20 protein-coding genes are annotated in these 25675 nt (G+C 71.3%); 10 read left to right on the top strand and 10 right to left on the bottom strand.

From position 1 onward, the window contains the following. Positions 1–107: 107 nt before the first annotated feature. Both VT50_RS28360 and ybaK read left to right on the top strand, forming a co-directional pair. Positions 108–848 carry an LON peptidase substrate-binding domain-containing protein gene (locus VT50_RS28360; RefSeq protein ID WP_079343910.1) on the top strand — a complete coding sequence of 247 codons (741 nt, stop codon included), beginning with the start codon at positions 108–110 and terminating at the stop codon, positions 846–848. Between the two features lie 11 nt (positions 849–859). Beyond that, positions 860–1363 (top strand): Cys-tRNA(Pro) deacylase, encoded by a 504-nt coding sequence (gene ybaK, locus VT50_RS28355; protein WP_079343909.1) that lies wholly within the window; start codon positions 860–862, stop codon positions 1361–1363. An 864-nt stretch (positions 1364–2227) separates the two neighbouring features. Here the strand turns inward: ybaK and VT50_RS28350 are convergent. From VT50_RS28350 to VT50_RS28335, 4 genes are all read right to left on the bottom strand, one after another. Next, complete coding sequence (locus VT50_RS28350; protein WP_075200580.1) at positions 2228–2950, bottom strand: magnesium transporter; 723 nt, start codon at positions 2948–2950, stop codon at positions 2228–2230. A gap of 59 nt (positions 2951–3009) precedes the next feature. Then, on the bottom strand, positions 3010–3768 hold the full coding sequence (locus VT50_RS28345) for an ABC transporter permease (RefSeq protein ID WP_079343918.1): 759 nt from the start codon (positions 3766–3768) through the stop codon (positions 3010–3012). A gap of 276 nt (positions 3769–4044) precedes the next feature. Beyond that, positions 4045–5085: an ABC transporter ATP-binding protein gene (locus VT50_RS28340; RefSeq protein WP_079343908.1), complete on the bottom strand. Its 1041-nt coding sequence runs from the start codon at positions 5083–5085 to the stop codon at positions 4045–4047. A 243-nt stretch (positions 5086–5328) separates the two neighbouring features. Beyond that, entirely contained in the window at positions 5329–6666 is a 1338-nt protein-coding gene (locus VT50_RS28335; RefSeq protein WP_079343907.1) for an NYN domain-containing protein, read from the bottom strand. A gap of 331 nt (positions 6667–6997) precedes the next feature. On the opposite strand from VT50_RS28335, the gene VT50_RS28330 reads away from it, so the two are divergent. Continuing rightward, the gene (locus VT50_RS28330; RefSeq protein ID WP_046088888.1) at positions 6998–7177 is read left to right on the top strand and encodes a hypothetical protein; all 180 of its coding nucleotides are present in this window, start codon (positions 6998–7000) and stop codon (positions 7175–7177) included. Between the two features lie 135 nt (positions 7178–7312). Here the strand turns inward: VT50_RS28330 and dnaE are convergent, their stop codons facing one another. Further along, entirely contained in the window at positions 7313–10858 is a 3546-nt protein-coding gene (dnaE, locus tag VT50_RS28325; protein ID WP_046088889.1) for a DNA polymerase III subunit alpha, read from the bottom strand. 214 nt (positions 10859–11072) lie between these two features. Here dnaE and VT50_RS28320 point away from each other — a divergent pair, with 214 nt between their 5' ends. From VT50_RS28320 to VT50_RS28300, 5 genes are all read left to right on the top strand, one after another. Then, a complete protein-coding gene (locus tag VT50_RS28320) occupies positions 11073–12398 on the top strand; it encodes a DUF2252 domain-containing protein (RefSeq protein ID WP_046088890.1) in 1326 nt (441 codons plus the stop codon). A gap of 91 nt (positions 12399–12489) precedes the next feature. After that, a complete protein-coding gene (locus VT50_RS28315; RefSeq protein ID WP_079343906.1) occupies positions 12490–13467 on the top strand; it encodes a thioredoxin domain-containing protein in 978 nt (325 codons plus the stop codon). Positions 13468–13531: 64 nt separating this feature from the next. After that, positions 13532–14230 (top strand): hypothetical protein, encoded by a 699-nt coding sequence (locus tag VT50_RS28310; protein WP_078841033.1) that lies wholly within the window; start codon positions 13532–13534, stop codon positions 14228–14230. 63 nt (positions 14231–14293) lie between these two features. After that, positions 14294–15124, top strand: coding sequence for a thioredoxin domain-containing protein (locus tag VT50_RS28305; RefSeq protein WP_046090945.1), 831 nt, complete (start codon positions 14294–14296; stop codon positions 15122–15124). Positions 15125–15306: 182 nt separating this feature from the next. After that, a complete protein-coding gene (locus VT50_RS28300; protein WP_046089300.1) occupies positions 15307–16935 on the top strand; it encodes an alkaline phosphatase D family protein in 1629 nt (542 codons plus the stop codon). A gap of 4 nt (positions 16936–16939) precedes the next feature. Here the strand turns inward: VT50_RS28300 and VT50_RS28295 are convergent, their stop codons facing one another. Next, positions 16940–17530 (bottom strand): dienelactone hydrolase family protein, encoded by a 591-nt coding sequence (locus VT50_RS28295; protein ID WP_046089299.1) that lies wholly within the window; start codon positions 17528–17530, stop codon positions 16940–16942. Positions 17531–17676: 146 nt separating this feature from the next. On the opposite strand from VT50_RS28295, the gene VT50_RS28290 reads away from it, so the two are divergent. Then, positions 17677–18816, top strand: a complete 1140-nt coding sequence (locus VT50_RS28290; protein WP_046089298.1) for a mechanosensitive ion channel family protein — start codon at positions 17677–17679, stop codon at positions 18814–18816. A gap of 118 nt (positions 18817–18934) precedes the next feature. On the opposite strand, the gene VT50_RS28285 is transcribed toward VT50_RS28290, so the two are convergent. The 4 genes from VT50_RS28285 to VT50_RS28270 form a co-directional block, all read right to left on the bottom strand. After that, entirely contained in the window at positions 18935–19399 is a 465-nt protein-coding gene (locus tag VT50_RS28285; RefSeq protein WP_046089297.1) for a GNAT family N-acetyltransferase, read from the bottom strand. After that, the gene (locus tag VT50_RS28280) at positions 19396–20337 is read right to left on the bottom strand and encodes an RluA family pseudouridine synthase (RefSeq protein WP_046089296.1); all 942 of its coding nucleotides are present in this window, start codon (positions 20335–20337) and stop codon (positions 19396–19398) included. The genes VT50_RS28285 and VT50_RS28280 overlap by 4 nt, the downstream gene beginning before the upstream one ends. Before the next feature lie 87 nt (positions 20338–20424). Then, a complete protein-coding gene (gene lspA, locus VT50_RS28275; RefSeq protein ID WP_046089295.1) occupies positions 20425–21012 on the bottom strand; it encodes a signal peptidase II in 588 nt (195 codons plus the stop codon). Positions 21013–21082: 70 nt separating this feature from the next. Then, entirely contained in the window at positions 21083–21835 is a 753-nt protein-coding gene (locus tag VT50_RS28270; RefSeq protein WP_046089294.1) for a TraR/DksA C4-type zinc finger protein, read from the bottom strand. Between the two features lie 618 nt (positions 21836–22453). On the opposite strand from VT50_RS28270, the gene ileS reads away from it, so the two are divergent. Beyond that, a complete protein-coding gene (gene ileS, locus VT50_RS28265) occupies positions 22454–25591 on the top strand; it encodes an isoleucine--tRNA ligase (RefSeq protein WP_046089293.1) in 3138 nt (1045 codons plus the stop codon). The last annotated feature ends 84 nt before the right edge of the window (positions 25592–25675 follow it).

Genomic DNA, 25675 nt, shown 5'->3' with positions numbered 1-25675 from the left:
GGATGCCGACTTCTGCGGCGCCGGCGCCGGCCGCTACGGCGCCAGGGAGTGACGGCTGCTCCCGCGCCAGTGAAAGGGGACGCGCGGGGCCATTAGGCTTACGCCCCGTGACCTCCGCGCGCCTTCCGCTCTTCCCGCTGAACACGGTGCTGTTCCCGGGGCTCGTCATGCCCCTGAACGTCTTCGAGCAGCGGTATCGCTCCCTGATGCGCGATCTGTCGGCGCTCGCCGAGGACGCGCCGCGCCGGTTCGGGGTGATCGCGATCAGGGACGGCCATGAGGTCGCGCCGAGCGCGATCGGCCTCCCGGACTCCCACGCGCTGCCGGACCCCGGCCCCACGGCCGGGTTCGGCCCCGACCCCGCCAAGTCCTTCTACTCCGTGGGGTGCGTGGCGGACGCGGCCACCATCCGGGAGCAGGAGGACGGCACCTTCGAGGTGCTGGCCACCGGCACCACCCGCTTCGAGCTGGTCTCCGTGGACTCCTCGGGCCCCTATCTGACGGCCGAGGTCAAGGAGCTGGAGGAGGAGCAGGGCGAGGGCGCCGGGGCACTGGCCTCGGGGGTGGTACGGGCCTTCCGGATGTACCAGAAGCGGCTCGCGGGCGCCCGGGAGCGGACCCTGGCGGCCGAGCAGGACCTCCCGGGCGAGCCGTCCGTCCTGTCCTACCTGGTGGCCGCCGCGGCCGTGCTCGACACGCCCGCGAAGCAGCGGCTGCTCCAGGCGCCGGACACCGCGAGCCGGCTGGCCGACGAGCTGAAACTCCTTCGCGCCGAGAGCGCGGTCATCGGTAAGCTCCCGTCGCTCCCGGCCGTCGATCTGACCCGCGGTCCCACCAGCCCCAACTGACGCGAACGAAGATGCCGAAGCCGAAGAAGACCAGGAAGAACGCGGCGGGCACCCCCGCCACCACGGCCCTCACCGCCGCGGGCACGGACTTCACCGTGCACTCCTACGAGCACGACCCGGCGGCCCCGTCCTACGGCGAGGAGGCCGCCCAGACGCTCGGCGTGGCACCGGAGCGGGTCTTCAAGACCCTCGTCGCGAGCGTCGATGACCGCCTTACGGTCGCCATCGTGCCCGTCTCGGCCACCCTCGACCTCAAGGCGCTCGCCTCGGCGGTCGGCGGCAAGCGCGCCACGATGGCGGACCCGGCGGTGGCCGAGCGCACCACGGGCTACGTACGGGGCGGCATCTCGCCCCTCGGCCAGCGCAAGCGCCTCCCGACGGCCCTGGACGCGTCGGCCGACGCCCACGAGACGATCTGCGTGTCGGCGGGGCGCCGCGGCCTGGAGGTCGAGCTGTCCCCCAGGGACCTGGCCTCACTGACGGACGCGGTAGTGTCCCCGATCGCCCGCGCGTAGGCGCCCACAGCGCCCATTACGGCGCCCCCGGCACCCGACCCTTGGGCGCTCTCCGGTGCCCGCCGGGTGTGCGCCCTCGGGGCCCGCTCGGCACCCAGGTGACGGCCTACACGGGGGTCGAGGCGGCTTTTCCCCTCCCCTCCCCGCCCCTTCCCGTAACCAGGGGCTCCGCCCCTGGACCCCAGAGTCTGAAGCGAAGGCCCGGTCGGGGGCCTGGGGCAACGCCCCAAACCGGGCCCGGGGCGGAGCCCCGGTCCAGGGTCTGAGGCGGAGCCCCAATCCGGCCCCAAACCGGGGCCTGGAGCAGCGCCCCAAACCGGAGGCCGGAGCCAAGGCCCAAACCGGGGCCTGGGGCGGACCCCCGGATCGGGGGCTGGGACGAAGCCCCAAACCGGGGCCCGGAGCGAAGACCAAAACCGGGGAGCCAATGCGGAGCCCCAGCTCGGAACCCGAAGCACTACCCCAAACCGAAATCCAGAGCGAAACCCCGATCCACGGTCCAAGGCAGAGCCCCAACCCGGACCTGGGGCAGCGCCCCGGACCGGAGCCAGGGGCAACGCCCCAAACCGGGGCCTGGGGCAGACCCCCGAATCGGGGGCTGGGACGAAGCCCCAAACCGGAGAGCCAATGCGGAGCCCCAGCTCGGAACCCGAAGCACTACCCCAAACCGAAATCCAGAGCGAAACCCCGATCCACGGTCCAAGGCAGAGCCCCCATCCGGATCTGGGGCCAAGGCCCAAACCGGGGGCTGGGGCGGAGCCCCGGATCGGGGGCTGGGGCGGAGCCCCAGTTTCGGGAAGGGGCGGGGAGGGGAACAGCCCGCCGCAGGCGCCACAGCCCGTTGGACACCCCGAGCGGCCTCGCCTAGCGCGCTGTCGGACTCGACGCGATCGACAGGCCCGGTTCCGGGTCCCGTGGCCCGAAGAGCCCGGTCAGCGCCAAGTGGATCACCATCGCCGCCACCGACCACGCCAGCAGCGCACCCTTCGCGCCCAGCTTGAGCGGCCCGTCGAAGGTGACCCCCTTACCCACCGCCTTCGCATGCGCCACGACGTCCGAGGTGGGCCCCAGCCATACGCCGAGCCGCCAGGCGATCACCGAGGCGAGCACCCCGCCGACCGCCAGCCCGATGACCAGCGCGATACCGCCGTGTCGGAAGAGCAGAAAGACGATGATGGCCGAGACGGCGCCGAAGGCGAGCCCGAGCAGCGTGAACATCCCGTCGGCGCCGACCGCGTCCTCCCCTTCCGAGTTCTTCAGATAGACGGCGGACCCGTCCGAGACCAGGGGAACCTTCGGCGCCAACCACAGCCACAGCAGCCCGAGAAGCACCCCGGAGACCGCCACCGCGATGGCGACCAGCGACGCCTGCACCAGTTCGGCACGCAACTCGGGCCCCGGCTCGGAGTGCTCGGAGTGCTCACCCTGCCCCGGCTCCCCCGAAGCCTGCCCCGGGTGCGCGGGATACCCGGTGGGGTACGGCACGGCGGAGTCCCCGGCAGGCTGCTGCTCATGGGACGGCGGCCCGCCCTCGGCGGGCTCGTCATGCGGCGAGTGCTGATCATGCGGCGTCAACGGTGCGGTCACCCCGTCATCGTGCCAGGCGGATGGCGTACTTCGGTCGGCGGGACGTTCGCTGCGGCGCGTCACCGCACCGCCGCCCGCCGATAGGCCCAGGTCGCGGCGGCGAGGGACACCACGGCCACCCCGGCGCACACACCGAGGTCGGCGCAGACCACCCACCAGTCGGGCTGCCCGTCGAAGGACCGGGCAAGGGCCTCCACACCGTACGTCGACGGCAGCAGATCGCGCGCGTACGACACCACCTGTGGCATCCGGGCCGCGGGCAGCACGCCGAGCAGCAGCGCGGCGGACATCCCCAACTGCCCGCACAGCGTGGCGAGTTCCTGGCGCGGGGCGAGCAGCCCCAGTGCGGCGCCGAGTCCGGCGAGGGCGGCGCCGGACAGGGGGATCACGGCGATGAGGATCCACAGGTTCGTCATGGGCAGCTGGAAGAGCGCACTGCCCATCACCGCGGTGACGGCGGTCCCGGGCACGGTGAAGGAGGCGTACGCGGCGGCCGCCCCGAGCACCACGGCGGAGGGCGGCACCGGCAGGGTCGCGTAGTGGTCAAGTCCGCCGCTGGCCCGCAGCTGACCGAAGTACTGCGCGAGCAGGTTGAGCGCCACGAAGGCGACGACCAGCACGCTCGACCCGGCCACCACCGCCCGCGCCTCGCTGCCGCCGTCCACCACCCCGCGCATCAGGATCATGATCCCGATGGACTGGAAGGTGGCCACGAAGAGCAGCGGGATCCGGGCCACCCGGGCCCGTGAGAGCTGGGCGCGGTAGACCGCGACGAGCGCGGGGAAGAGCCGAGCCCGGGCCGCCAGCGGCGCGGGCATGTCACCCACCTCACCGACCTCGTCAGACGCCTCCGAGGCGCCGGAGACACCCGAGACGCCGGAGACACCGGATACACCGGATACACCGGAGACGGTGGACGCGCCGGACAGCCCAGGAGACGCACCGGACACACCAGGCACACCACCCCTGGCGCCGGACACACCGGACACACCGGATACGGCGGGCATGACACTCACGTTGTGCTGCTCCTCTTCGCCTCTTACGGCTCGTATACGGCCACGGTCACCGACGCGTTCACCGGCTCGCCCCGGCGGTCACGCCTTCACCAGCCCCTCCGCGCCCTCCGCACGGCCCCCCAGGGCGATGTACACATCCTCCAGGCTCGGCGTGGCCAGGGTGAAATCGTCCAGCGCGGCGAAGGCGGGGCCGCCGGTCACGGTGGCGATGGCGGCGCGCGCGTCGTCCGGCGGCAGCCGGAGCGTCCAGCGCCGCCCGGCGGCGCCGCCCCCGGCCCGGGCCGTCTCGACGGTCTTCCACAGGGCGGCGACCTCGGGCACGTCCAGCGGCGGCTCGGTGCGCCACACCAGTTCCAGCCGCACCTCGTCGGCCACCAGCGCCTTGAGTCCGGCGGGCGTATCGCAGGCGATGACCCGGCCGCGGTCCAGCACGGCGACCCGGTCCAGCACCGTCTCCGCCTCGATCACATTGTGGGTGACCAGCACCACCGTCACCCCCCGCTCGGCCCGCCGCCGGTCCACGGCCGCCCATACGGCGCGCCGGGCGACGGGGTCCATCCCGCTGGTGGGCTCGTCAAGCACCAGCAGCGGGCGTTCCCCCACCAGCGCGGCGGCGACGCAGGCGAGCCGCCGCTGGCCCCCGGAGAGCTTCTTCAGCGGACGCCCGGCGACCTCCCCGAGCCCCAGCTCCTCGATCACCGCGTCCCGCTCGGCGCGGGCCGCGCGGGTCTCCAGGCCGCGCAGCCGCGCGGTGGTCTCGGCGGCGAGGGCGACGGTCAGCTCGTCCAGCGCGGTCGAGTCCTGGCCGAGATAGCCCAGCAGCCGGGCGGCGCGCTCGGGGTGGCGTACGAGATCGTGGCCGAGCACCCGCACATGGCCTTCGTCGGGCCGCAGCAGTCCGGTGAGCTGCCGTACGAGGGTGGACTTGCCCGCGCCGTTGGGCCCGAGCAGCCCGAAGACCTCGCCGCGCACCACGTCGAGATCGATGCCGTCGCTGGCCCGGACGGCGGGCGTGGCGGGCGCGCCGCGTCTGCCGCGCGCCGCGGGATAGGTCTTGACCAGGCCGCGCACGGTGCACACCACATCGCCGCTCGTCGCCTGTTTCGCGCCCGTCCTCACGAGCTATGAGGGTACGCGCCCAATCACCCCCTCCCACCCGCGGGTCCCTCAGGGCCCGGTTCACCGGGCAGTGCCGGACTGCGCCCTACGGGGTGCCCGCTGGCTCTTCCCCCCTCCCCGCCCCTCCCATATACGGGGCCCGGGGCGGAGCCCCGGTGCGGGGGCTGGGGCGGAGCCCCAGGTTCGGGGAGGGGCGGGGAGGGGAACAGCCCGCCGCAGGCACCACGGTCAGGCGGACACCCCCTAGCCACCCGCCTGCGCATGCTCCGCCGCCGAGCGGAGATCGATCTCGCGCCAGAAGCCCGCCCGGATCGCATAGCGGTCGTGCTCGTCGATCTGGTCGTCCTTGTGCGCCAGCAGCCCGAAGCGCGCCGCGTACCGCAGCAGTTCACCGTCGATGCGGTGTGGGATGCGGGGGTACTCCGTGGAGAGCTGCTGGAGGTGGACCGGGTCGGCGAGCCGGTCGGTCCAGCGGCGGGCGAAGACCTGGCCGACCTCGAACGGGTCGCCGCTGACCGCGGTGATGTCCTCCTCGCGGTCGGCCCAGCGCTGCTCGGCGCTGGTGAGCTGGGCCAGCATGGGGAGGTTGGCGGTCTCCGGCGGCTCCCCCACCCCGGAGCCGGTGCCCCGGTCGATCCAGCCCTTGTCGGAGGACCAGCGCAGCGTGGCACCGGCAGGCTGCCGGTCCGCAGGCCCGCCGGGCCCGCCCGGCCCCGCGGGGCCGCGACCCAGGTCGGCGAGGTCCTTGGGGGTCGGCACCCCCTTGGCCGCGGCCCCTGCCGCGGCGTCCGCGCCCGCCCCGGCGTCCGCGGCGGCGGGATGGCCGGGGGCGGCGGCCTGGCCGGGCGCGTCGGCGCCGGGCCGGGCGGCGCCGTTACGGCCGGGGGCCGCATCCGCCGCGCCGGGCGACGCCGCTGCCGCCGCGGCGGCGGCAGCGGCAGCGGCGGCCGTGGCGGTCTCCGGCAGCGGGGCGGAGAGAATGGCCGCGATCTCCGGGCGCGGCTCGGAGACGGGCGCACAGGGCCCGGGAAGCTCCTTGGCGCGCACCGCCCGGGTGATCCAGGTGCGGTCCAGGACCCGGCGCTCATCGGCCTCGGCCACCAGGTCCTCGGACTGGTTGTAGTCGCCGTCGGCGGCCTGCACCGCCCAGAGGTGGACGGCGACGCCGTGCTCCTTGGCCGACATCAGCCCGGGCAGCAGATCCCCGTCACCGGTGACGAGGACGATGTCGGAGCAGGCCCGGTTGCGGGCGAGCTCGGTCAGCTCGGCGTGCATGGCGGCGTCCACGCCCTTCTGGGCCCAGCGGCCGTCGCTGCGGGTGAGCGCGCCGAGCCGCACGGTCACCCGGGGCATCACGCGCAGCCGCCGGTGCTCGGGCTGGGGCACGCGGTCGGGGGCGCCGTCGAACCAGTAGATCCGCAGCAGCGGGCGCTCGGTCTCGGCCTCGGCCCGCTCCCGCAGGCCCTGGATGAGGGTCGCGTGGTCGACGGAGATGCGTGATCGGGCGGGCTCCCCGGCCAGCAGGCTCGCAGCGGCGCCCAGCAGGTACCCGGCGTCCACCAGGACGACGCAGCGGTCCACGTTCCACCCTCTTCCCTGACGAATCCAGTCCTCGGTCGCCCCCCGCGCACAGCCGTCCCCGGATGTGGTCTTTCGGCTTTCCTTCGAGTCTGCCCGACCGTGCAAGGGTTATCAGTCCGAACTGGATCACCGGCGTGGCGGATACGGCTTACCCGCCAAGCCCCTCCTTACTCACTCACCGTAATTGCCCGAAATGCACGGGCCACCGCGGCATGTCACTGTTCTTCCCGAAGGGCCTCTCCGAACGGGCATCTCCGAAGGGCCATCCCCGACGGGCTTTCCCCGGAGGGTTCTTCACCGGGGGGCTGATCCCAATTGGAGGAACACCACCATGGGCAAGAACAAGAACCGCGATCGCAAGCAGCAGCAGGAACGGCGTCAGGAGCGCGGCATGGCCGACCGCCCCGCCGACCAGCAGTCCTCGGTGGACGGGCAGTCGCAGGCGATGCGGTCGGAGGGCACCCCCTCGACGCCGCGCAAGGACCGGCAGAAGAGCTTCGGCCACAACTGACCCACCGCGCACCGGCGCTGGGCCACCGCGGCGGCAGGCCGCGCGGGACATGGCCACAAGGGGCGCGCCCGACACGGGCGCGCCCCTTGTCATGCGTCAGGGCCGGGCGGTCACCGCGCTCTCAGCGCACGGCGGTCACCCGGCCAGGCAGGACGCCCCCAGCAGCACCTTGAGATCGCCGAAGAGCGCCGGGTCGGCGGTGACGCGGTGCCGGTCCAGCCGCAGCACGGTGGTCTTCCGCGCCCCCTGGAGCTTGATCCGCACCTCGGTGGAGCCGCGGTGGTGGGTCAGCACCTCGCTCAACTTCTCGACCAGCGGCGGGGTGACCTTGACCGTGGGAATGGTGATCGTCACGGGCGCGTTGGCGCCCGCCTCGGACAGATCGGGGACCATCAGCTCCATGGCGACCAGCCGGGGCACGTCCTCGCGCTTGTCCAGCCGCCCCTTGACGAAGACGACCACGTCCTCGACGAGCTGGGTGGAGACCAGTTGGTAGGTGGCCGGGAAGAACATGCACTCGATGGAGCCCGCCAGGTCCTCCACGGTGGCGATGGCCCAGGCGTTGCCCTGTTTGGTCATCTTGCGCTGGAGGCCGGAGATGATGCCGCCGATGGTGACGATCGCGCCGTCCGCGTGCTCACCGCCGGTGAGCGCGGAGATCGCGGCGTCCGCCTTCTCGTTCAGCACGTGCTCGATGCCGAAGAGCGGATGGTCGGAGACGTACAGGCCCAGCATCTCCCGCTCCTGGGCCAGCAGATAGGACTTGTCCCATTCGACGTCCGCGAACTCGACGTCGAGTCCGAAGCCCGGCCCGTCGCCCTCCCCGCTGTCGCCGCCCATGCCGCCGAAGAGGTCGAACTGCCCCTCGGCCTCCTTGCGCTTCACCGCGACCACATTGTCGATCAGGGCTTCGTAGTGCGCCGTGAGCCCCTTACGGGTGTGGCCCATCTCATCGAAGGCGCCCGCCTTGATCAGCGATTCGGTGGTGCGCTTGTTGCAGACGACCGCCTCGACCTTGTCCAGGTAGTCCGGGAACGAGGTGTACTTCCCCTTGGCCTTGCGGCCGCGGATGATCGCCTCCACCACGTTCTGCCCGACGTTACGGACCGCCGTGAGACCGAAGAGGATCACATCATCACCCTGGGCGGTGAAGTTGGACTCGGACTCATTGACGTTCGGCGGCAGCACCTTGATGCCCATGCGGCGGCATTCGTTCAGATAGACCGCCGACTTGTCCTTGTCGTCGCGCACCGAGGTGAGCAGCGCCGCCATGTACTCGGCCGGGTAGTTGGCCTTGAGGTACGCCGTCCAGTAGGTGACCAGGCCGTACGCGGAGGAGTGCGCCTTGTTGAACGCGTATCCGGCGAACGGGACCAGGACGTCCCACACCGCCTGGATGGCCTCGTCGGAGTAGCCGCGCTCGCGGCAGCCCTTCTGGAAGGGCACGAACTCCTTGTCCAGGACCTCCTGCTTCTTCTTGCCCATCGCGCGGCGCAGCAGGTCGGCCTGTCCGAGCGAGTAGCCCGCGAGCACCTGGGCGGCCTTCTGCACCTGCTCCTGGTACACGATGAGGCCGTAGGTGATGCCCAGGACCTCCTTGAGCGGCTCCTCAAGCTCGGGGTGGATCGGGGTGATCTCCTGCTGGCCGTTCTTCCGCAGCGCGTAGTTGATGTGCGAGTTCATGCCCATCGGGCCCGGCCGGTAGAGGGCCGAGACGGCGGAGATGTCCTCGAAGTGGTCGGGCTTCATCATGCGCAGCAGGGAGCGCATCGGGCCGCCGTCGAACTGGAAGACGCCGAGGGTGTCACCGCGGCAGAGCAGCTCGAAGGTCTTGGGGTCGTCCAGCGTCAGGTCGAGCAGCTTGAGGTCGATGCCCTTGTTGGCGCGCACCATCTTGACGGCGTCGTCCATGATGGTGAGGTTGCGCAGGCCGAGGAAGTCCATCTTCAGCAGGCCGAGCGACTCACAGGTGGGGTAGTCCCACTGGGTCACGACCTGGCCGTCGTTCTTCGGCGAGAAGACCGGCACATGGTCGGTGACCGTCTCGCTGGACATGATCACGCCGGCCGCGTGGACGCCCATCTGCCGGACCAGGCCCTCGATTCCGCGCGCGGTGTCGATGACCTTCTTCACATCCGGCTCGTTCTCATACATCCCGCGCACCTCGCCCGCCTCGCTGTAGCGGGGGTGCTTCTCGTCGATGATGCCGGAGAGCGGGATGCCCTTGCCGAGGACGTCGGCGGGCATGGCCTTGGTGATGCGGTCGCCCATCGCGTACGGATAGCCGAGCACCCGGGCGGAGTCCTTGATGGCGTTCTTGGCCTTGATGGTGCCGTAGGTGCCGATCTGGGCGACCTTGTCGGCGCCGTACTTCTCGGTCACGTACCGGATGACCTCACCGCGCCTGCGCTCGTCGAAGTCGATGTCGACATCCGGCATGGAGACGCGCTCGGGGTTGAGGAACCGCTCGAAGATCAGCCCGTGCTCGACCGGGTCGAGGTCGGTGATGCCCAGGGCGTACGAGACGATCGAACCGGCCGCGGAGCCCCGGCCGGGGCCCACCGCGATGCCGTTGTTCTTGGCCCACATGATGAAGTCGGCGACCACGAGGAAGTAGCCGGGGAACCCCATCTGGATGATGACGTCCATCTCGTACTCGGCGAGCTTCTGGCGGTCCTCGGGGACGCCCCCGGGGAAGCGCTGGGCCATCCCCTTGCGGACCTCCTCCTGGAACCAGGTGACCTCCGTGTACCCCTCGGGCACGTCGAACCGCGGCATCAGGTCGCGCTTGTCGAACCAGCCGGTGTTGTCGATCTGCTCGGCCACCAGCAGGGTGTTGCGGCACCCCTCCTGCCAGGCGTCAGAGGAGTCGATGGCGTACATCTCGTCGGTGGACTTGAGGTAGTAGCCGGTGCCGTCGAAGCGGAAGCGGTCCGGGTCGGAGAGGTTCTTGCCGGTCTGGACGCACAGCAGCGCGTCGTGCGCCACGGACTCGCGGGAGTAGGTGTAGTGCGAGTCATTGGTGACCAACGGCGGGATGTCCAGCTTCTTGCCGATCTCCAGCAGCCCGTCCCTCACCCGGCGCTCGATCTCGATGCCGTGGTCCATCAGCTCCAGGAAGTACCGGTCCTTGCCGAAGATGTCCTGGTACTCGGAGGCGGCCTTCAGGGCCTCGTCGAACTGGCCGAGCCGCAGCCGGGTCTGGAGCTCGCCCGAGGGGCAGCCGGTGGAGGCGATCAGGCCCTCGGACCACTGGGCGATGGTCTCCTTGTCCATCCGCGGCCACTTGACGAAGTAGCCCTCCATATAGGCGTCCGAGGAGAGCCGGAAGAGGTTGTGCAGACCGGTCTTGTTCGACGCCCAGATGGTCTTGTGGGTGTAACCACCGGAACCGGAGACGTCATCGCGCTTCTGGTGCGGCTGGCCCCACTGCACCCGCCGCTTGTAGCGCCGCGACTCGGGGGCCACATACGCCTCGATGCCGATGATCGGGGTGATCCCGGCGGCCGTCGCCTGCTGGTAGAAGTCGTACGCGCCGTGGAGGTTGCCATGGTCGGTCATGGCGATGTGGGTCATGCCCATCTCATTGCACGCGTTGAACATGTCCTTGAGCCGCGCCGCACCGTCCAGCAGCGAGTACTGGGTATGGACGTGCAGGTGCGTGAAGGGCGGCTTGGTCACGGTGGAAGACCTCCGGCGAACGCTCGATGACGACAGGGCGAGACAGCTCCGAAGGTTACCCCTCCGCACTGACAGCGGCCGGGCACTCGCGAGTAGCCTCAGGCGTTGATCCCGACGGGTCATCCGGTCCTCCCGCGCACCCGGCGGGGCGGAACATACCCTGTCGTATCTGTCCCATCGATCACTTCTCTCATGCCCCAGGAGGCGTTCCGCGATGTCGACTCAGCAGACCCAGGCGGAACAGCGCGGCGAGCACATCCTCGCCGTCTTCGGCACCGCCTTCGGCGAGCTGCTCGCCGCCGACCCGGCCGCCTTCCGCGTCAAGTTCCGGAAGATGGCCGCCTCGGCGTTCGCGTTCTACCGCGGCACCGCCTGCCTGTTCTATTCCGATGTGGAGCGGGAGCGCTCCGGCGGGCCGTACCTGGACGACCGCACCAGCCGGGTGTGGATCCACGGCGACCTCCACGCCGAGAACTTCGGCACCTACATGGACGCCAACGGCCGGCTGATCTTCAATGTGAACGACTTCGACGAGGCGTACGTCGGCCCCTTCACCTGGGACCTCAAGCGCTTCGCCGCCTCCGTGGCGCTCATCGGCTACGCCAAGGCGCTCAGCGACGAGAAGATCACCGAGCTGGTGCGGACGTACGCCGGCGCCTACCGCGAGCGCATCCACGCCCTGGCCACCGGCGCCAAGAACGACGAGGTGCCGCCCTTCACCCTGGAGACCGCGGAGGGCCCTCTGCTGGACGCGCTGCGTGACGCCCGCTCGCTGACCCGCTTCGGGCTGCTGGACTCGATGACCGAGATCCGCGACTTCGAGCGCCGCTTCACGGCCGGCGGCGGGTCCATCGAGCTGGACGCGGCCACCCGGTACAAGGTGCTGGCCGCCTTCGACGGCTATCTGGAGACGCTTCCCGAGTCCAGTCTCTCGCGCCCGGACTCCTACCGCGTCAAGGACGTGGTGGGCCGCCGGGGCATCGGCATCGGCAGCGCCGGGCTCCCCTCGTACAACATCCTCCTGGAGGGCAACAGCGACGCCCTGGAGAACGATGTGGTGATCTACATGAAGCAGGGGCAGACCCCGGCGGTCTCCCGCCACATCACCGATGAGCAGGTGCGGTCGTACTTCCACCACGAGGGCCACCGTACGGTGATCTCCCAGCGCGCGCTGCAGGCCCACGCCGACCCGTGGCTGGGCTGGACCGAGCTGGACGGGGCGGGGCAGCTGGTGGCCGAGGTGTCGCCGTACGCGGTGGACCTGGACTGGTCAGACCTCGACGACCCGGCCGAGATCACGGCGGTCGTGGCCGACCTGGGCCGGGCCACGGCCACCATGCACGCGGCCGCGGACGACCAGAGCGGCCACTCGCTGGTGCCGTTCTCCACCGAGCGCGCCATCGACGCGGTGATCGCCGCCGACGAGGACGGCTTCGCCGAGCTCCTGGTGGACTTCGCGCACTCTTACGGTGCCCGTGCCCGCGCCGACCACCAGATCTTCGTGGACCTCTTCCGCAACGGCCGTATCCCCGGCCTCTGATCGCCCCTGGGGGGCCGCCCGTCTCCCAGGGATCGCCGATCGCCACCCCGGCCATGGCCGGGGTGGGCCCGCCCCCCTATCGTTGTCGGACATGTGGCCTGGACAGCAGCCGCCCGGGGGCGAACAAAACCCGCAGCAGAATCCGTACCAGCAGCCGGGCAATCCGCCGCCCCCGGATCATCCACCGGGCTTCCCACCCGCTCCCCCGCCGCCCCAGGGTCCGCCGCCCGGGCCGGGCGGCGGACCCTGGGGCGGCGCGCCAGGACCGGCGGACCGGCAGCGCAACGGCGGCCTTACGGTCGTCATCGCGGTGGCGGCAGCCGCGGCGGTGTTCGCGGGCGTTCTCGTGGTCACGGATGACGACAAGGGGTCCGGGGGCGGCTCGCCGGACGGAGTCGCCGAGGGCCCGCCGGGAGCGCCGGGGTCGGGGGACTCGGACGACTCCGGCGGCTCGGAGGGCTCGGGAGACCTCGTCAGGCCCGGCCACAGCTCCGGGCCGGGCGGCACCACCGTGGTGATCGGCGAGGCCAGTGCCGGACACACCCTCGACGTCTACCAAGATCTGCGCTGCCCGCCGTGCGCCTCCTTCGACCAGGCGGTCGGGCCGACCATCGCCAAGGACATCAAGGCCGGTAAGTACAAGGCCTCATTCCACTTCGCCGCCATCGTCGACGAGAACAGGGGCGGCAGCGGCTCCACGAACGCCCTGAGCGCCCTCGGGGCGGCCCTGGACGTGAGCCCGGACGCCTTCCTCGACTACAAGGACGCCCTGATGTCCTCGAAGAACCACCCCGGGGACAGCAAGGACTCCTACGCCGACGACGACCAGCTGCTCACCGTCTCCCAGGAGGTGTACGCGCTCAAGACGAACGCCTCCTTCCGGGAGGCCCTGCGCGAGGGCACCTACGACCCCTGGGCCAAGAAGATGATCGCCGCCTTCGACGCCTCCGGGGTGAGCAACACCCCCACCGTCAAGCTCGACGGCTCCGAGCTGACCGGCATCAGCGGCTCCGCCCCCGCGACCGCGGCGGAGTTCACGGACGCGGTGAACCAGGAGCTCAAGGGATGAACCAGCAGGTCAGGCGGTCAGTCGGCCGCCGGTCCTGTTTCTCACATGGTCCCTACAGCCGTTCATGGCAGAATTCGAAGTCATGGACGGCACCGGACCGCAGCTGAGGGCAGTGCGCGCGGCGCTCTTCACGGCGCTGTGCGTCACGCTGTCCTCGGCTTCGCATGTCCTGCTGTCGCGGACCCCGCTGCCGCTGGGCACCGTGGCCGCGCTCGCGGTCGCCGTCTTCGCCGCCGCCTACGCCCTCGCGGGCCGTGAGCGGGGCTTCTGGTCCATAGCGGCCCTGATGATCCCCCTGGAGCTGGCCGCCGACACGATCTTCACCACCGGCCAGCAGGCGTGTTACGGACAGTCCGGCGGCCCGGTGGCGGGCTCCCTGCGCTCCATGGGGGTCACCGTGCTGTGCGGCGGCGGCGACCTCGGCGGTCCGCTGTCCGGGGTCTCCCAGAACGGCGTCGCCACCCCGCTGGCGGCCGCCGTGAGCTCCGCCACCCCCTGGCTGCTGCTCGCCGGGCACATCGCGGTGGGCCTGATCGCCTCCGCCTGGCTGCGGCGCGGCGAGGCCGCCCTGAGCCGGCTGCTGGCCTCCCTGGCCGCCTTCGCCTTCCGGCCGCTGCGGCTGGCCGTCGCGGTCCACGCGGCGGCCCTGCCGCCCCGCCGCCGGACCCCGCGGCCCGTACGGCCGGTGCGCCGGGCACCGGCCCTCCCTCTCCTCGTGCACTCCGTGGTGCGTCGTGGACCGCCCCGCTCGGCCGCTGCCTGAGCACAGCGCTCCACGCCCCCGTACGCATCACTGACGACGCACACCCACGGAGATCGAACCATCATGAGCAATCGCAACAGCCAGCAGAACAAGCAGGCCGCGCGCGAACGGCTGCGTGCCGAGCGCGAGCGTCAGGCCAAGAGGGACCGGATGCGGCGTCAGCTGTTCGTCGGCGGAGCGGTCGTCGCGGTCCTCGCGATAGCCGGTGGCATCGGCTACGCGGTCACCAATATGAACTCGGACGACAACGCCAACAAGAAGTGGCGGGCGGCGGCCCAGAAGAAGACGTTCGCCAAGCCCGCCAACGCCACCGGGCCCCAGGGCACGACGGTCGTCATCGGCGACAAGAAGGCCAAGAACACCCTGCACGTCTACGAGGACATGCGCTGCCCGGTCTGCGCCCAGTTCGAGAAGTACACCGGCCCGACCGTGCTCAAGAACCTCAAGGACGGCACCTACAAGGTGCAGTTCACCATGGGCACCTTCCTCGACGACAACAAGCAGCTGCCCGGCGCCGGTTCGAAGAACGCGCTGAGCGCGCTCGGCGCGGCCCTCAACGTCAGCCCGCAGGCGTTCCTGGACTACAAGGAGGCGCTGTACGCGCCGGAGAACCACCCGGAGGAGACCGATGACGCCTTCGCGAAGGACCAGAAGCTGATCGACGTCGCCCAGCAGGTCAAGGCGCTGAAGGGCAACGCGGCCTTCGAGAAGGCCGTGAAGAAGGGCACCTACGACCGGTGGGCGCTGGCCATGTCCAAGACGTTCGACGACACCAAGGACATCACCGGCACCCCGTCCTTCAAGCTGAACGGGAAGAAGCTGCAGGTGGGCAAGAACCCGCCGATGACCCCGGACCAGTTCACCCCGCTCGTCAAGCAGAACCTCAAGAAGTAACCTCCGGCCCCTTCCCGGCCGGGTCGGCGGGCGCGCCCCAGGGCGCGCCCGCCGACGGCGTCACGGCCCGACGCCACCGGTGACCAAGCGGCGACGGCGACGGTGACCTGGCGGCGACGGGTGGGCGAACATCCCCCAAGCCCCCTGTCCCCGCGGGCTACTTGTCAGTAATCTCCTCGGCCGTGACCGACCTCCACATTTCGCGCCGAAGCGCCGTCACGGCCGCGGCGGCCGCCGCCCTGCTGCCCCTCGTCCCGGGCCCCGCCGCCCACGCCGCCTCCGGGCCCGCCTTCCGCCACGGCGTCGCCTCGGGCGACCCGCTGCCCGACGGGATCCTGCTGTGGACCCGTATCACGCCCTCCCCCGACGCCGTGCCCGGCTCGGGGCTCGGCCCCGCCATCGAGGTGACCTGGGAGGTCGCCGAGGACTCGGACTTCCGCTCGGTCGTCGCCCGCGGCACCGTCAAGGCCGCCGCCGGCACGGACCACACCGTCAAGGCCGATGTGCGCGGGCTGCGGCCCGCCACCGGCTACTTCTACCGCTTCGGCGTGGACGGGGGCGTCCGCTCCCCCGTGGGGCGCACCCGCACCGCCCCCGCCCACGACGCGGCGACCGACGGGGTGCGCTTCGGCGTGGTCTCCTGCGCCAACTGGGAGGCGGGCTGGTTCTCCCCGTACCGCCATCTGGCGGCCCGCACCGACCTGGACGCGGTGTTGCATCTGGGCGACTACATCTACGAGTACAAGAGCGGTGAGTACCCGGAGGCCAGGTACGTCGTCCGGCCGCACGCCCCCGCCCACGAGATCGTCACGCTCGCCGACTACCGCGTCCGGCACGGGAACTACAAGACCGACCCCGATGCCCAGGCGCTGCACGCCGCGCTCCCCCTGATCGCGATCTGGGACGACCACGAGTTCGCCAACGACGCCTGGTCCGGCGGGGCGGAGAACCACACGCCGGGCACCGAGGGGGCGTGGGCCCAGCGGGTGGCCGCCGCCAAGCAGGCGTACTTCGAGTGGATGCCGGTGCGCCCCTCCACCCAGGGCACCACCTACCGGCGGCTGCGCTACGGCGACCTCGCCGATCTCCATCTGCTCGACCTGCGCTCGTTCCGCTCCCAGCAGGCGGCCACCGGCAGCGGCGGCGTGGACGACCCGGAGCGAACCCTGACCGGGCGCGCCCAGCTCGACTGGCTGAAGTCGGGTCTGACCGCCTCGGACACCACCTGGCGGCTGGTGGGCAACTCGGTGATGATCTCACCCGTCGCCTTCGGGGCCCTCCCCGCCGAACTGCTGGGCCCGCTCGCCGAGCTGCTGGGGCTGCCCAAGGGCGGGCTGGCCATCAACACCGACCAGTGGGACGGCTATACGGACGACCGGCGCGAACTGCTCGCCCACCTCACCGACCACGGGATCGGCAACACGGTCTTCCTCACCGGTGACATCCATATGGCGTGGGCCAACGACGTACCGGTGAAGGCCGCCACCTATCCGCTCTCCCGGTCGGCCGCGACCGAGTTCGTGGTCACCTCGGTGACCTCCGACAACCTCGACGATCTGCTGCATGTGGCGCCGCAGACGGTGTCCCTGGCGGCGGCCGCCGCGATCAGGGCCGCCAACCGCCATGTGAAGTGGGTGGACATGGACTCGCACGGCTACGGCGTGCTCGACATCACCCCGCGGCGGGCCCAGATGGACTACTACACCGTCTCCGACCGGACCGATCCGCGCGCCACGAGCTCCTGGACGCGGTCGTACCGCACCCAGGCGGGCAGCCAGAAGATCGAGCGCGCCGACGCTCCCGTGCGCTGAAGGCTCAAAGACCGGCCAGGAAGCCGAGCGCCACCCGCCAGGTGGCCTTGGCGGCCTCCTTGTCGTAGTCCGGCAGCCCGGGGTCGGTGAAGATGTGCCCGGCCCCGCCGTAGCGGAAGACCTCCACATCGGCACCGGCCCGCCGCATCCGCAGGTACCAGGCGTTGAGCCAGTCGTGCGGCTCGAACGGGTCGGGGTCGGCCACATGCAGCTGCACCGGCAGATCGTCGGCCGCGGCGTCGTCGGCGATGTCCGAGGTGCCGTGCAGCAGGAGCAGCCCGCGCGCCTTGTCGTCGGCCAGCGCCAGGTTCTGCGCCAGGGAGCCGCCGAGCGAGAACCCGGCGTAGACCAGTCCGCGGTCCGAGTACGGCGCGGCGGCGGTGACGGCTCGTTTCAGCAGCTCGTCGCGGCCGATCCGCTCCTTGATCACCATGCCGTCCTCGACGGTCTCGGCGGTCTCCCCCTCGTACAGGTCCGGCACGACCACCTCGTGCCCGGCCGCGCGCAGCCGGTCGGCCGCCTCGTGCACGGCGGGCCGCAGACCGTACGCGGAGTGGAACAGCACAATCGTCGAGGTATCGGCCACCGCCGTCACTTTCCTTCCCGTCTCACTTTTCGCTTTTCGCTTTCCGTGGATCGCCTCTCCTATCGTGCCAGTCACAGTCTGAGGACAGCGGATCCGGGGAAGGCGGGACAGGACACCCTGGAGTCTCCCCCTAGGGAAGGATGAGGTAGGTGTCCATGGAGGACGTGCTGCGTCCGCTCATCGTCATCGGCGGCTCACTGGCCATCACGCTGTTCATCGGCTGGGCCGCCGACTGGCTGCTGCGGAGGGTCGACGCCCGGCATCCCGAGACCCCCCTGTGGGGCCATCTGCGCCGCTGCCGGCTTCCGCTCCAGGTGACCGTGTGCACGGCGTTGCTGAGCGGCTCGTACGACGAGACGCGGGCGAGGGTGGTCCGGGAGCACGGTCCCGCGATCGGCCAGCTGCTGGCGCTGGTGCTCATCGCGGCCACCGCGTGGCTCATGGTGCGGGTCTCCTCGGCGGTGGTGGAGTCCTCCTACTTCCGCTACGCCTCCTCCAGCGCCCACGACCCCGCGCGGGTGCGCCGGGTGCGCACCCAGGTGACGCTAATCCAGCGGGTGGTGGCCGCGATCGTCGGCGTGGTGGCCGCCGCCGCCATGCTGCTGACCTTCCCGACGATGCGCACGGTCGGCACCTCCATGCTGGCCTCCGCCGGGATCCTCGGGGTGGTCGCCGGTGTGGCCGCCCAGTCCACGCTGGGGAACCTCTTCGCGGGGCTGCAGATCGCCTTCGGCGACATGGTGCGGATCGGCGACACGGTGGTCGTGGACGGCGAGTGGGGCACGGTCGAGGAGATCACGCTGACCTTCCTGTCCGTACGGACCTGGGACGAGCGCCGGATCACCATGCCGGTGTCGTACTTCACCAACAAGCCGTTCGAGAACTGGTCGCGCGGCGGCGCCCAGAAGACGGCCACGGTCCTCTTCCACCTGGACCACACCGCGCCGATCGAGGAGATGCGGGAGCAGCTGCGCGAGATCGTGCAGAAGTCCCCGGCCTGGGACGGCCGGGACTGGAACCTGGTGGTGACGGACACCACCCCGAGCACCATCCTGGTACGGGCGCTCATCACGGCGCGTGATTCGGACGACGCGTGGACCGTGCGCTGTGAGGTGCGGGAGAAGATGATCACCTGGCTGCGGGACACCCATCCGTACGCGCTGCCGCGCATCGCCACCGCCCCGGCCGCCCAGGCCCCGCAGGCGCTGCTGGAGGGCGAGCACCGCCGGGAGCACCACGACCACTTCGCCCGCTTCGAGGACGGGCGGCGCAAGGACGCCCGGCCCTCGCGGTGAGGCACCCACGGTGAGGCACCCACGGTGAGGCACCCACGGTGAGCCCGGCGGCCCGCGGCCACGCCAACCGTCCGCGCCGCCCCGCGCGGCCCGCCGCGGGCCGTCGCGCGGCCCGCCGCTACAACGGCCGTCGCATCGCCCGGTGCGGAATGCCGCTGCCCTCGTCGAACTCGGGGCCGAACGCCTCGTAGCCCAGCCGCTCGTAGAAGCCGAGCGCATGGGTCTGGGCCTCCAGATAGACCTCGGCCAGGCCGCGCCGGTGCGCCTCCGCCTCGACGGCCCGCACCAGGTCGGCCCCCAGCCCGGTGCCCCGCGCGGCTGGGGCCACCGCCAGGCGGCCGAGCACGGCGGTGGTGGCGCCGTCGACACCGGCGTGGCCGTACTTCTTGTCCGCGGCCGCGCCGTGCAGAAAGCGGACGGTGCCCACCGGGCGGCCCTCGCCGTCGGTGGCCAGGAGGTGGACGGCGTGCGCGTCGTACGCGTCCATCTCCTCCTCCTCGGGGATCCGCTGCTCCACCACGAAGACCTCCCGGCGGACCACGAAGCAGCCGGACAGGTCCCCGTCGGCGACGACCCCGATCACGCGCTCTCGGCCTTCACGATGTCCAGCGCCCCGCGCAGATCGTCCGGGTAGGCGCTTTCGAACTCGACCCAGCCGCCGTGCGCGGGGTGCTCGAAGCCGAGCCGCACGGCGTGCAGCCACTGCCGGGTCAGCTTCAGCCGCTTGGCGAGCGTCGGGTCCGCGCCGTAGGTGAGGTCGCCGACGCAGGGGTGGCGGTGGGCGGCCATATGCACCCGGATCTGGTGGGTGCGGCCGGTCTCCAGCTTGATGTCCAGCAGGCTCGCGGCCCGGAACGCCTCGATGAGGTCGTAGTGGGTGACGCTCGGCTTGCCGTCCGCGGTCACCGCCCACTTGTAGTCGTGCTGGGGGTGGCGGCCGATCGGGGCGTCGATGGTGCCGCTCAGCGGGTCCGGGTGGCCCTGGACCAGCGCGTGGTAGCGCTTGTCCACGGTGCGCTCGCGGAACTGCTGCTTGAGCACGGAGTACGCGAGTTCGGACTTGGCGACGACCATCAGCCCGGAGGTGCCGACGTCCAGCCGGTGCACGATCCCCTGACGCTCGGCCGCGCCCGAGGTGGAGACGCGGAACCCGGCGGCGGCGAGCCCGCCGATCACGGTGGGGCCGGTCCAGCCGGGGCTGGGGTGGGCGGCGACGCCGACCGGCTTGGAGACGACCACGATGTCCTCGTCGTCGTGCACGATGTCCATGCCCTCGACGGGCTCGGCGACGATCCGCACCGGCGGCGCGGCCTGCGGCATCTCGACCTCGAGCCAGGCACCCCCGGAGACCCGGTCGGACTTCCCGGCGACGCTGCCGTCGAGCTGCACCTTTCCGGCGGCGGCCAGCTCGGCCGCCTTGGTCCGGGAGAAGCCGAACATGCGGGCGATCGCGGCATCGACCCGCTCGCCCTCCAGACCGTCCGGTACGGGCAGGGTGCGGATCTCGGGAATCGTACTCACCCGACGAGTATGCCGGACCGGGAGCACCGGTTCGTACGCCCGTCGGATACCGGCCGTGGTCCTCGTGGGCCGTTGTGGACCGTGCCGTCAGTCCTTGTGGACCGTGCCGTCCGGGTCCAGACCGTGGAAGGACAGGATCACGATCAGGAAGCCGCCGCACACGATGGCCGAATCGGCGAGGTTGAAGACCGCGAAGTGGGAGGGCGCGATGAAGTCGACGACCGCCCCCTGGAAGTCCCCGGGCGCACGGAAGATCCGGTCGGTGAGATTGCCGAAGGCCCCGCCGAGCAGCAGCCCCAGCGCGATGGCCCAGGGCAGGCTGTGGAGCTTGCGGGCCAGCCGCGCGATCACCACGATCACGCCGACCGCGATCACCGTGAAGACGATGGTCATGGCCTCGCCGAAGCCGAACGCCGCCCCCCGGTTGCGGATCACCTCGAACTGCAGCCAGCTGCCGATCACCTCGACCGGAGCGTGGTGCTCCAGCTTCGCGACCACGGCCAGCTTGCTGGTCAGATCGATCAGATAGGCCAGCGCCGCGACCGCGAGGAGCACGCCGACCCGCCGCTTCCCCTTGCCCTCCGCGGCCTCACCGGATCCGGCGGCGCTGGTCCCGGCGCCCTCCTCCGCCTTCCCCGCGTCCGGCGTACCGATGGCCTGCTCCGCCTCTGTCACGTGAGTCCCTCAACCTCGTGAGCCTGTCTCCCCCTGTGAGGGACGAGCGTACGGCACACGCGTACGGGCGTCAGCGCCGCTCCTGGCGCTGCTTGCACTCGACACACAGCGTGGCCCGGGGGAACGCCTGCATCCGCGCCTTGCCGATCGGGTTGCCACAGCTCTCGCACAGCCCGTACGTCCCGGTGTCCAGCCGCTCCAGGGCGCGCTCGGTCTGGAGCAGCATCTCGCGGGCGTTTCCGGCCAGGGCCATCTCATGCTCGCGGGTGATGTTCTTGGTACCGGTGTCGGCCTGGTCGTCGCCGGCGCCGTCACCGGAGTCGCGCATCAGCCCGGTGATCGCCTCCTCGGAGGTGAGGATCTCGGTGCGCAGCCGGCCGGCCTCGGTGAGCAGCCCGGCGCGCGCCTCCTCCACCTCCTCGGCCGACCAGGGGTCCTCGCCCGGGCGGACCGCGAGCTCGCTGGGGTCGACCGGGGCGCCCGCCGCGCGGGCCTTGGGCAGGGGCGGCGCCGTCGCCGTGGCCTTCTTGCCGGTCGGCGCACCGCCTGAGGTCTTCTTCGCAACCACTTTCCTGGCTCCCGTCTTCTTCGCGGGCACCGCCTCGTCGGCGGGCGCGGCCTTCCTGGTGGGCGTCTCCGACTTCTTCTTCGGTGCGCTCTTCTTCGCGCTCTTCTTCGCCGCCTTGGCGGCGCCCTGCGCGGCGGCCCTGCCGGGTGCCGCGGTCTCGTTGACGGCCTTCTTGCCCGAGGCGCTCTTCTTGCCGGGCGCGGCCTCCGTCGCCTTTGCCGTGCTCTTCCGCACGGTGGTCTTTCTCGCCACCATGGCCGCGGCCCCTTCACATATTGTGATCTTGCGCGCGAATCGTTCCGGAACGATAAATCGACTCCGGGCGGGCGGCAACGGGGCACGCCGCCCGATTCGCCCGGCTTGCCCGTACGACAAGCCGGTCTCCACCGTTGTGCCCCACTCCGCGTCCGGTAATCCGTCCGGGATCCGGTACCCGGGGGTGACCCAGCGTGACGACCCCGCCCGCGGCGCCCGGCGCCTGGCCATTCGGGTCAGTTCCCGGACCCGGGGTCCCCCGTTCGGAGCAGTGCCCCGGCGGTGACCGGGCAGTGCCTTATTCGGTCGGCCCGGGGCTTCCCGGCCCCGTACACTGGGGCCCAGCGAAAGGCGTGGATGGGGACGAGTAGCGTCGTAGGCGGCCCAGAGCGACCCGGGGACGGTGTGAGCCCGGGGGCGAGCGCGATGTGAAGGATCACCCCGGAGCCGCCGGAAGAACGCCCGCCCTGGGTCAGTAGAACCGGCATCGCGATCCCAATGAGGGGGCCGGGAGCCAGCCGCTGCCGGTCAAGGAGGGTGGTACCGCGGGAGCGCACGGCTCTCGTCCCTCCGACGGAAACGGAAGAGCACGTGTCCGCCGGAGGAAGAAGAGCCCCGATGACGCCGCAGTACCGCCAGGTGCCCGCCCAGGTCGACCTGCCCGCCCTTGAGCACGCCGTGCTCGACTTCTGGCGGGAGAACAAGATCTTCGCCCGTAGCCTCGAGCAGTCCGAGGGGCGGCCGGAGTGGGTCTTCTACGAGGGCCCCCCGACCGCGAACGGCATGCCGGGCGCCCACCACATCGAGGCCCGCGTCTTCAAGGACGTCTTCCCGCGCTTCCGCACCATGCGGGGCTATCACGTCGACCGTAAGGCGGGCTGGGACTGCCACGGCCTGCCGGTCGAGCTGGCGGTCGAGAAGGAGCTGGGGTTCAACGGCAAGAAGGACATCGAGGCGTACGGCATCGCCGAGTTCAACGCCAGGTGCCGGGAGTCGGTGACCCGGCACACCGACGCCTTCGCCGAGCTCACCACCCGGATGGGGTACTGGACCGATCTCGACGGCGCGTACTGGACCATGAACCCGGGATACATCGAGTCCGTGTGGTGGTCCCTCAAGGAGATCTTCGCCAAGGGTCTGCTGGTCCAGGACCACCGCGTGGCCCCCTGGTGCCCGCGCTGCGGCACCGGGCTGTCCGACCACGAGCTGGCCCAGGGCTATGAGACGGTCGTCGACCCGTCGGTCTTCGTCCGCTTCCCGCTGACCTCGGGCCCGCTGGCGGGCGAGGCGGCGCTGCTGGTGTGGACGACCACACCGTGGACCCTGGTCTCCAACACCGCCGTGGCCGCGCACCCGGAGGTGCGCTACGTGGTCGCCAGCGACGGCAGGGAGAAGCTGGTCGTCGCCGAGCCGCTGGTCGAGAAGGCGCTCGGCGAGGGCTGGACCCTCACCGGGGAGTCCTTCACCGGGGCCGAGATGGAGCGCTGGAGCTATCGGCGCCCGTTCGGGCTGGTGGAGATCCCCGACGCCCACTTCGTGGTCAACGCCGAGTATGTGACGACCGAGGACGGCACCGGTCTGGTCCACCAGTCCCCCGCCTTCGGCGAGGACGACCTGCTGACCTGCCGGGCCTACGGGCTGCCGGTGGTCAACCCGGTCCGGCCGGACGGCACCTTCGAGGAGGGCCTGGACCTGATCGGCGGCCAGTTCTTCAAGAAGGCCGACGAGGCGCTGACGGCGGACCTCAAGGAGCGCGGGCTGCTGTTCCGGCACGTGCCGTACGAGCACAGCTACCCGCACTGCTGGCGCTGCCACACCGCGCTGCTCTACTACGCCCAGCCGTCCTGGTACATCCGCACCACCGCCATCAAGGACGCGCTGCTGCGGGAGAACGAGAAGACCAACTGGTATCCCGAGTCGGTCAAGACCGGTCGCTATGGCGACTGGCTCAATAACAACATCGACTGGGCGCTGTCCCGGAATCGCTACTGGGGCACCCCGCTGCCCATCTGGCGCTGCGCCGAGTCCCATCTCACCTGCGTCGGCTCCCTCGCCGAGCTCTCCGAGCTGACCGGCACCGACCAGAGCGGTCTGGACCCGCACCGGCCGTACATCGACGCGGTCACCTTCACCTGCCCCGCCGACGGCTGCTCGCTGACGGCCGAGCGGGTGCCCGAGGTCATCGACGCCTGGTACGACTCGGGCTCGATGCCCTTCGCCCAGTACGGCTACCCGTACCGCAACAAGGAGCTCTTCGAGCGGCGCTACCCGGCGCAGTTCATCTCCGAGGCCATCGACCAGACCCGCGGCTGGTTCTACACGCTGATGGCGGTCGGCACGCTCGTCTTCGATAAGTCCTCATATGAAAACGTGGTCTGTCTCGGTCACATCCTGGCCGAGGACGGCCGGAAGATGTCCAAGCACCTGGGCAACATCCTTCAGCCGATCCCGCTGATGGATCAGCACGGCGCGGACGCGGTGCGCTGGTTCATGGCCGCGGGCGGCTCACCGTGGGCCGCCCGCCGAGTGGGCCACGGCACCATCCAGGAGGTCGTGCGCAAGACGCTGCTCACCTACTGGAACACGGTCGCCTTCCAGGCGCTGTACGCCCGCACCTCGGGCTGGGCGCCGTCCGCGGCCGACCCGGCCCCGGCCGGGCGGCCGCTGCTCGACCGCTGGCTGCTGGGCGAGCTGGGCACGCTCACCGAGCAGGTCACCGAGTCCCTGGAGGCGTACGACACCCAGCGCGCCGGAAAGCTGCTGTCGGCCTTCGTCGACGACCTGTCCAACTGGTACGTGCGCCGCTCGCGCCGCCGCTTCTGGCAGGGCGACGCCGCCGCGCTGCGGACCCTGCACGATGTCGTCGAGACGGTCACCCGGCTGATGGCGCCCCTGGTGCCCTTCATCACCGAGCGGGTCTGGCAGGACCTGGTCGTCCCGGTGACCCCGGAGGCCCCCGCCTCGGTGCACCTGACCAGCTGGCCGGAGCCGGACCGTTCGATGATCGACCCGTCCCTCTCGGAGCGGATGGCGCTGGTGCGGCGCCTGGTGGAGCTGGGGCGCGCGACCCGCGCGGAGTCCGGTGTGAAGACGCGCCAGCCGCTGTCGCGCGCGCTGGTCGCCGCCTCCGGCTTCGAAGCCCTCGGCGCCGAACTGCGCGCCCAGATCGAGGAGGAGCTGAACGTCTCCTCGCTCGCGTCCCTGAGCGAGGTCGGCGGCTCGCTGGTCGACACGACCGCGAAGGCCAACTTCCGCGCCCTGGGCAAGCGCTTCGGCAAGGGCACCCAGCCGGTCGCCAAGGCGGTCGCGGAGGCCGACGCGGCGGCGCTGTCGGTCGCGCTGCGCGAGGGGAACGCGTCGGTCGTGGTGGACGGCGAGACGGTCGCACTCTCTCCCGACGAGGTCATCATCACCGAGACCCCGCGCGAGGGCTGGTCCGTCGCCTCCGACGCGGGCGCCACGGTTGCCCTCGACCTGGAGATCACCCCGGAGCTGCGGCGCGCGGGCCTCGCGCGTGATGTGATCCGGCTGATCCAGGAGGCCCGTAAGAACAGCGGGCTGGATGTGGCCGACCGGATCGCGCTGCGGTGGCAGTCGGCCGACGAGGAGCTCCGTCGGGCCCTCGCCGACCACGCGGAGCTGATCGCGGACGAGGTCCTGGCGACCGATTTCGCGGCGGGCGAGGCAGATGCGGCGTACGGCGCCCCCTTCGAGGACGCCCCCCTGGGCCTCACCTTCCGCCTCCGCAAGGCGTAACCCCGTCCGGGGGTTTGTCCCCCACCCGCCCCGGACGCCCTTCGAGCGTGTCCTCAATCGCCGGACGGGCTGATCTCAGCCGGT

The organism is Streptomyces antioxidans (assembly GCF_000968685.2).
GTDB classification, from domain to species: Bacteria; Actinomycetota; Actinomycetes; order Streptomycetales; family Streptomycetaceae; genus Streptomyces; species Streptomyces antioxidans.
The sequence above is the reverse complement of the archived record's forward strand: the minus strand, read 5'-3'. Positions and strand labels throughout refer to the sequence as shown.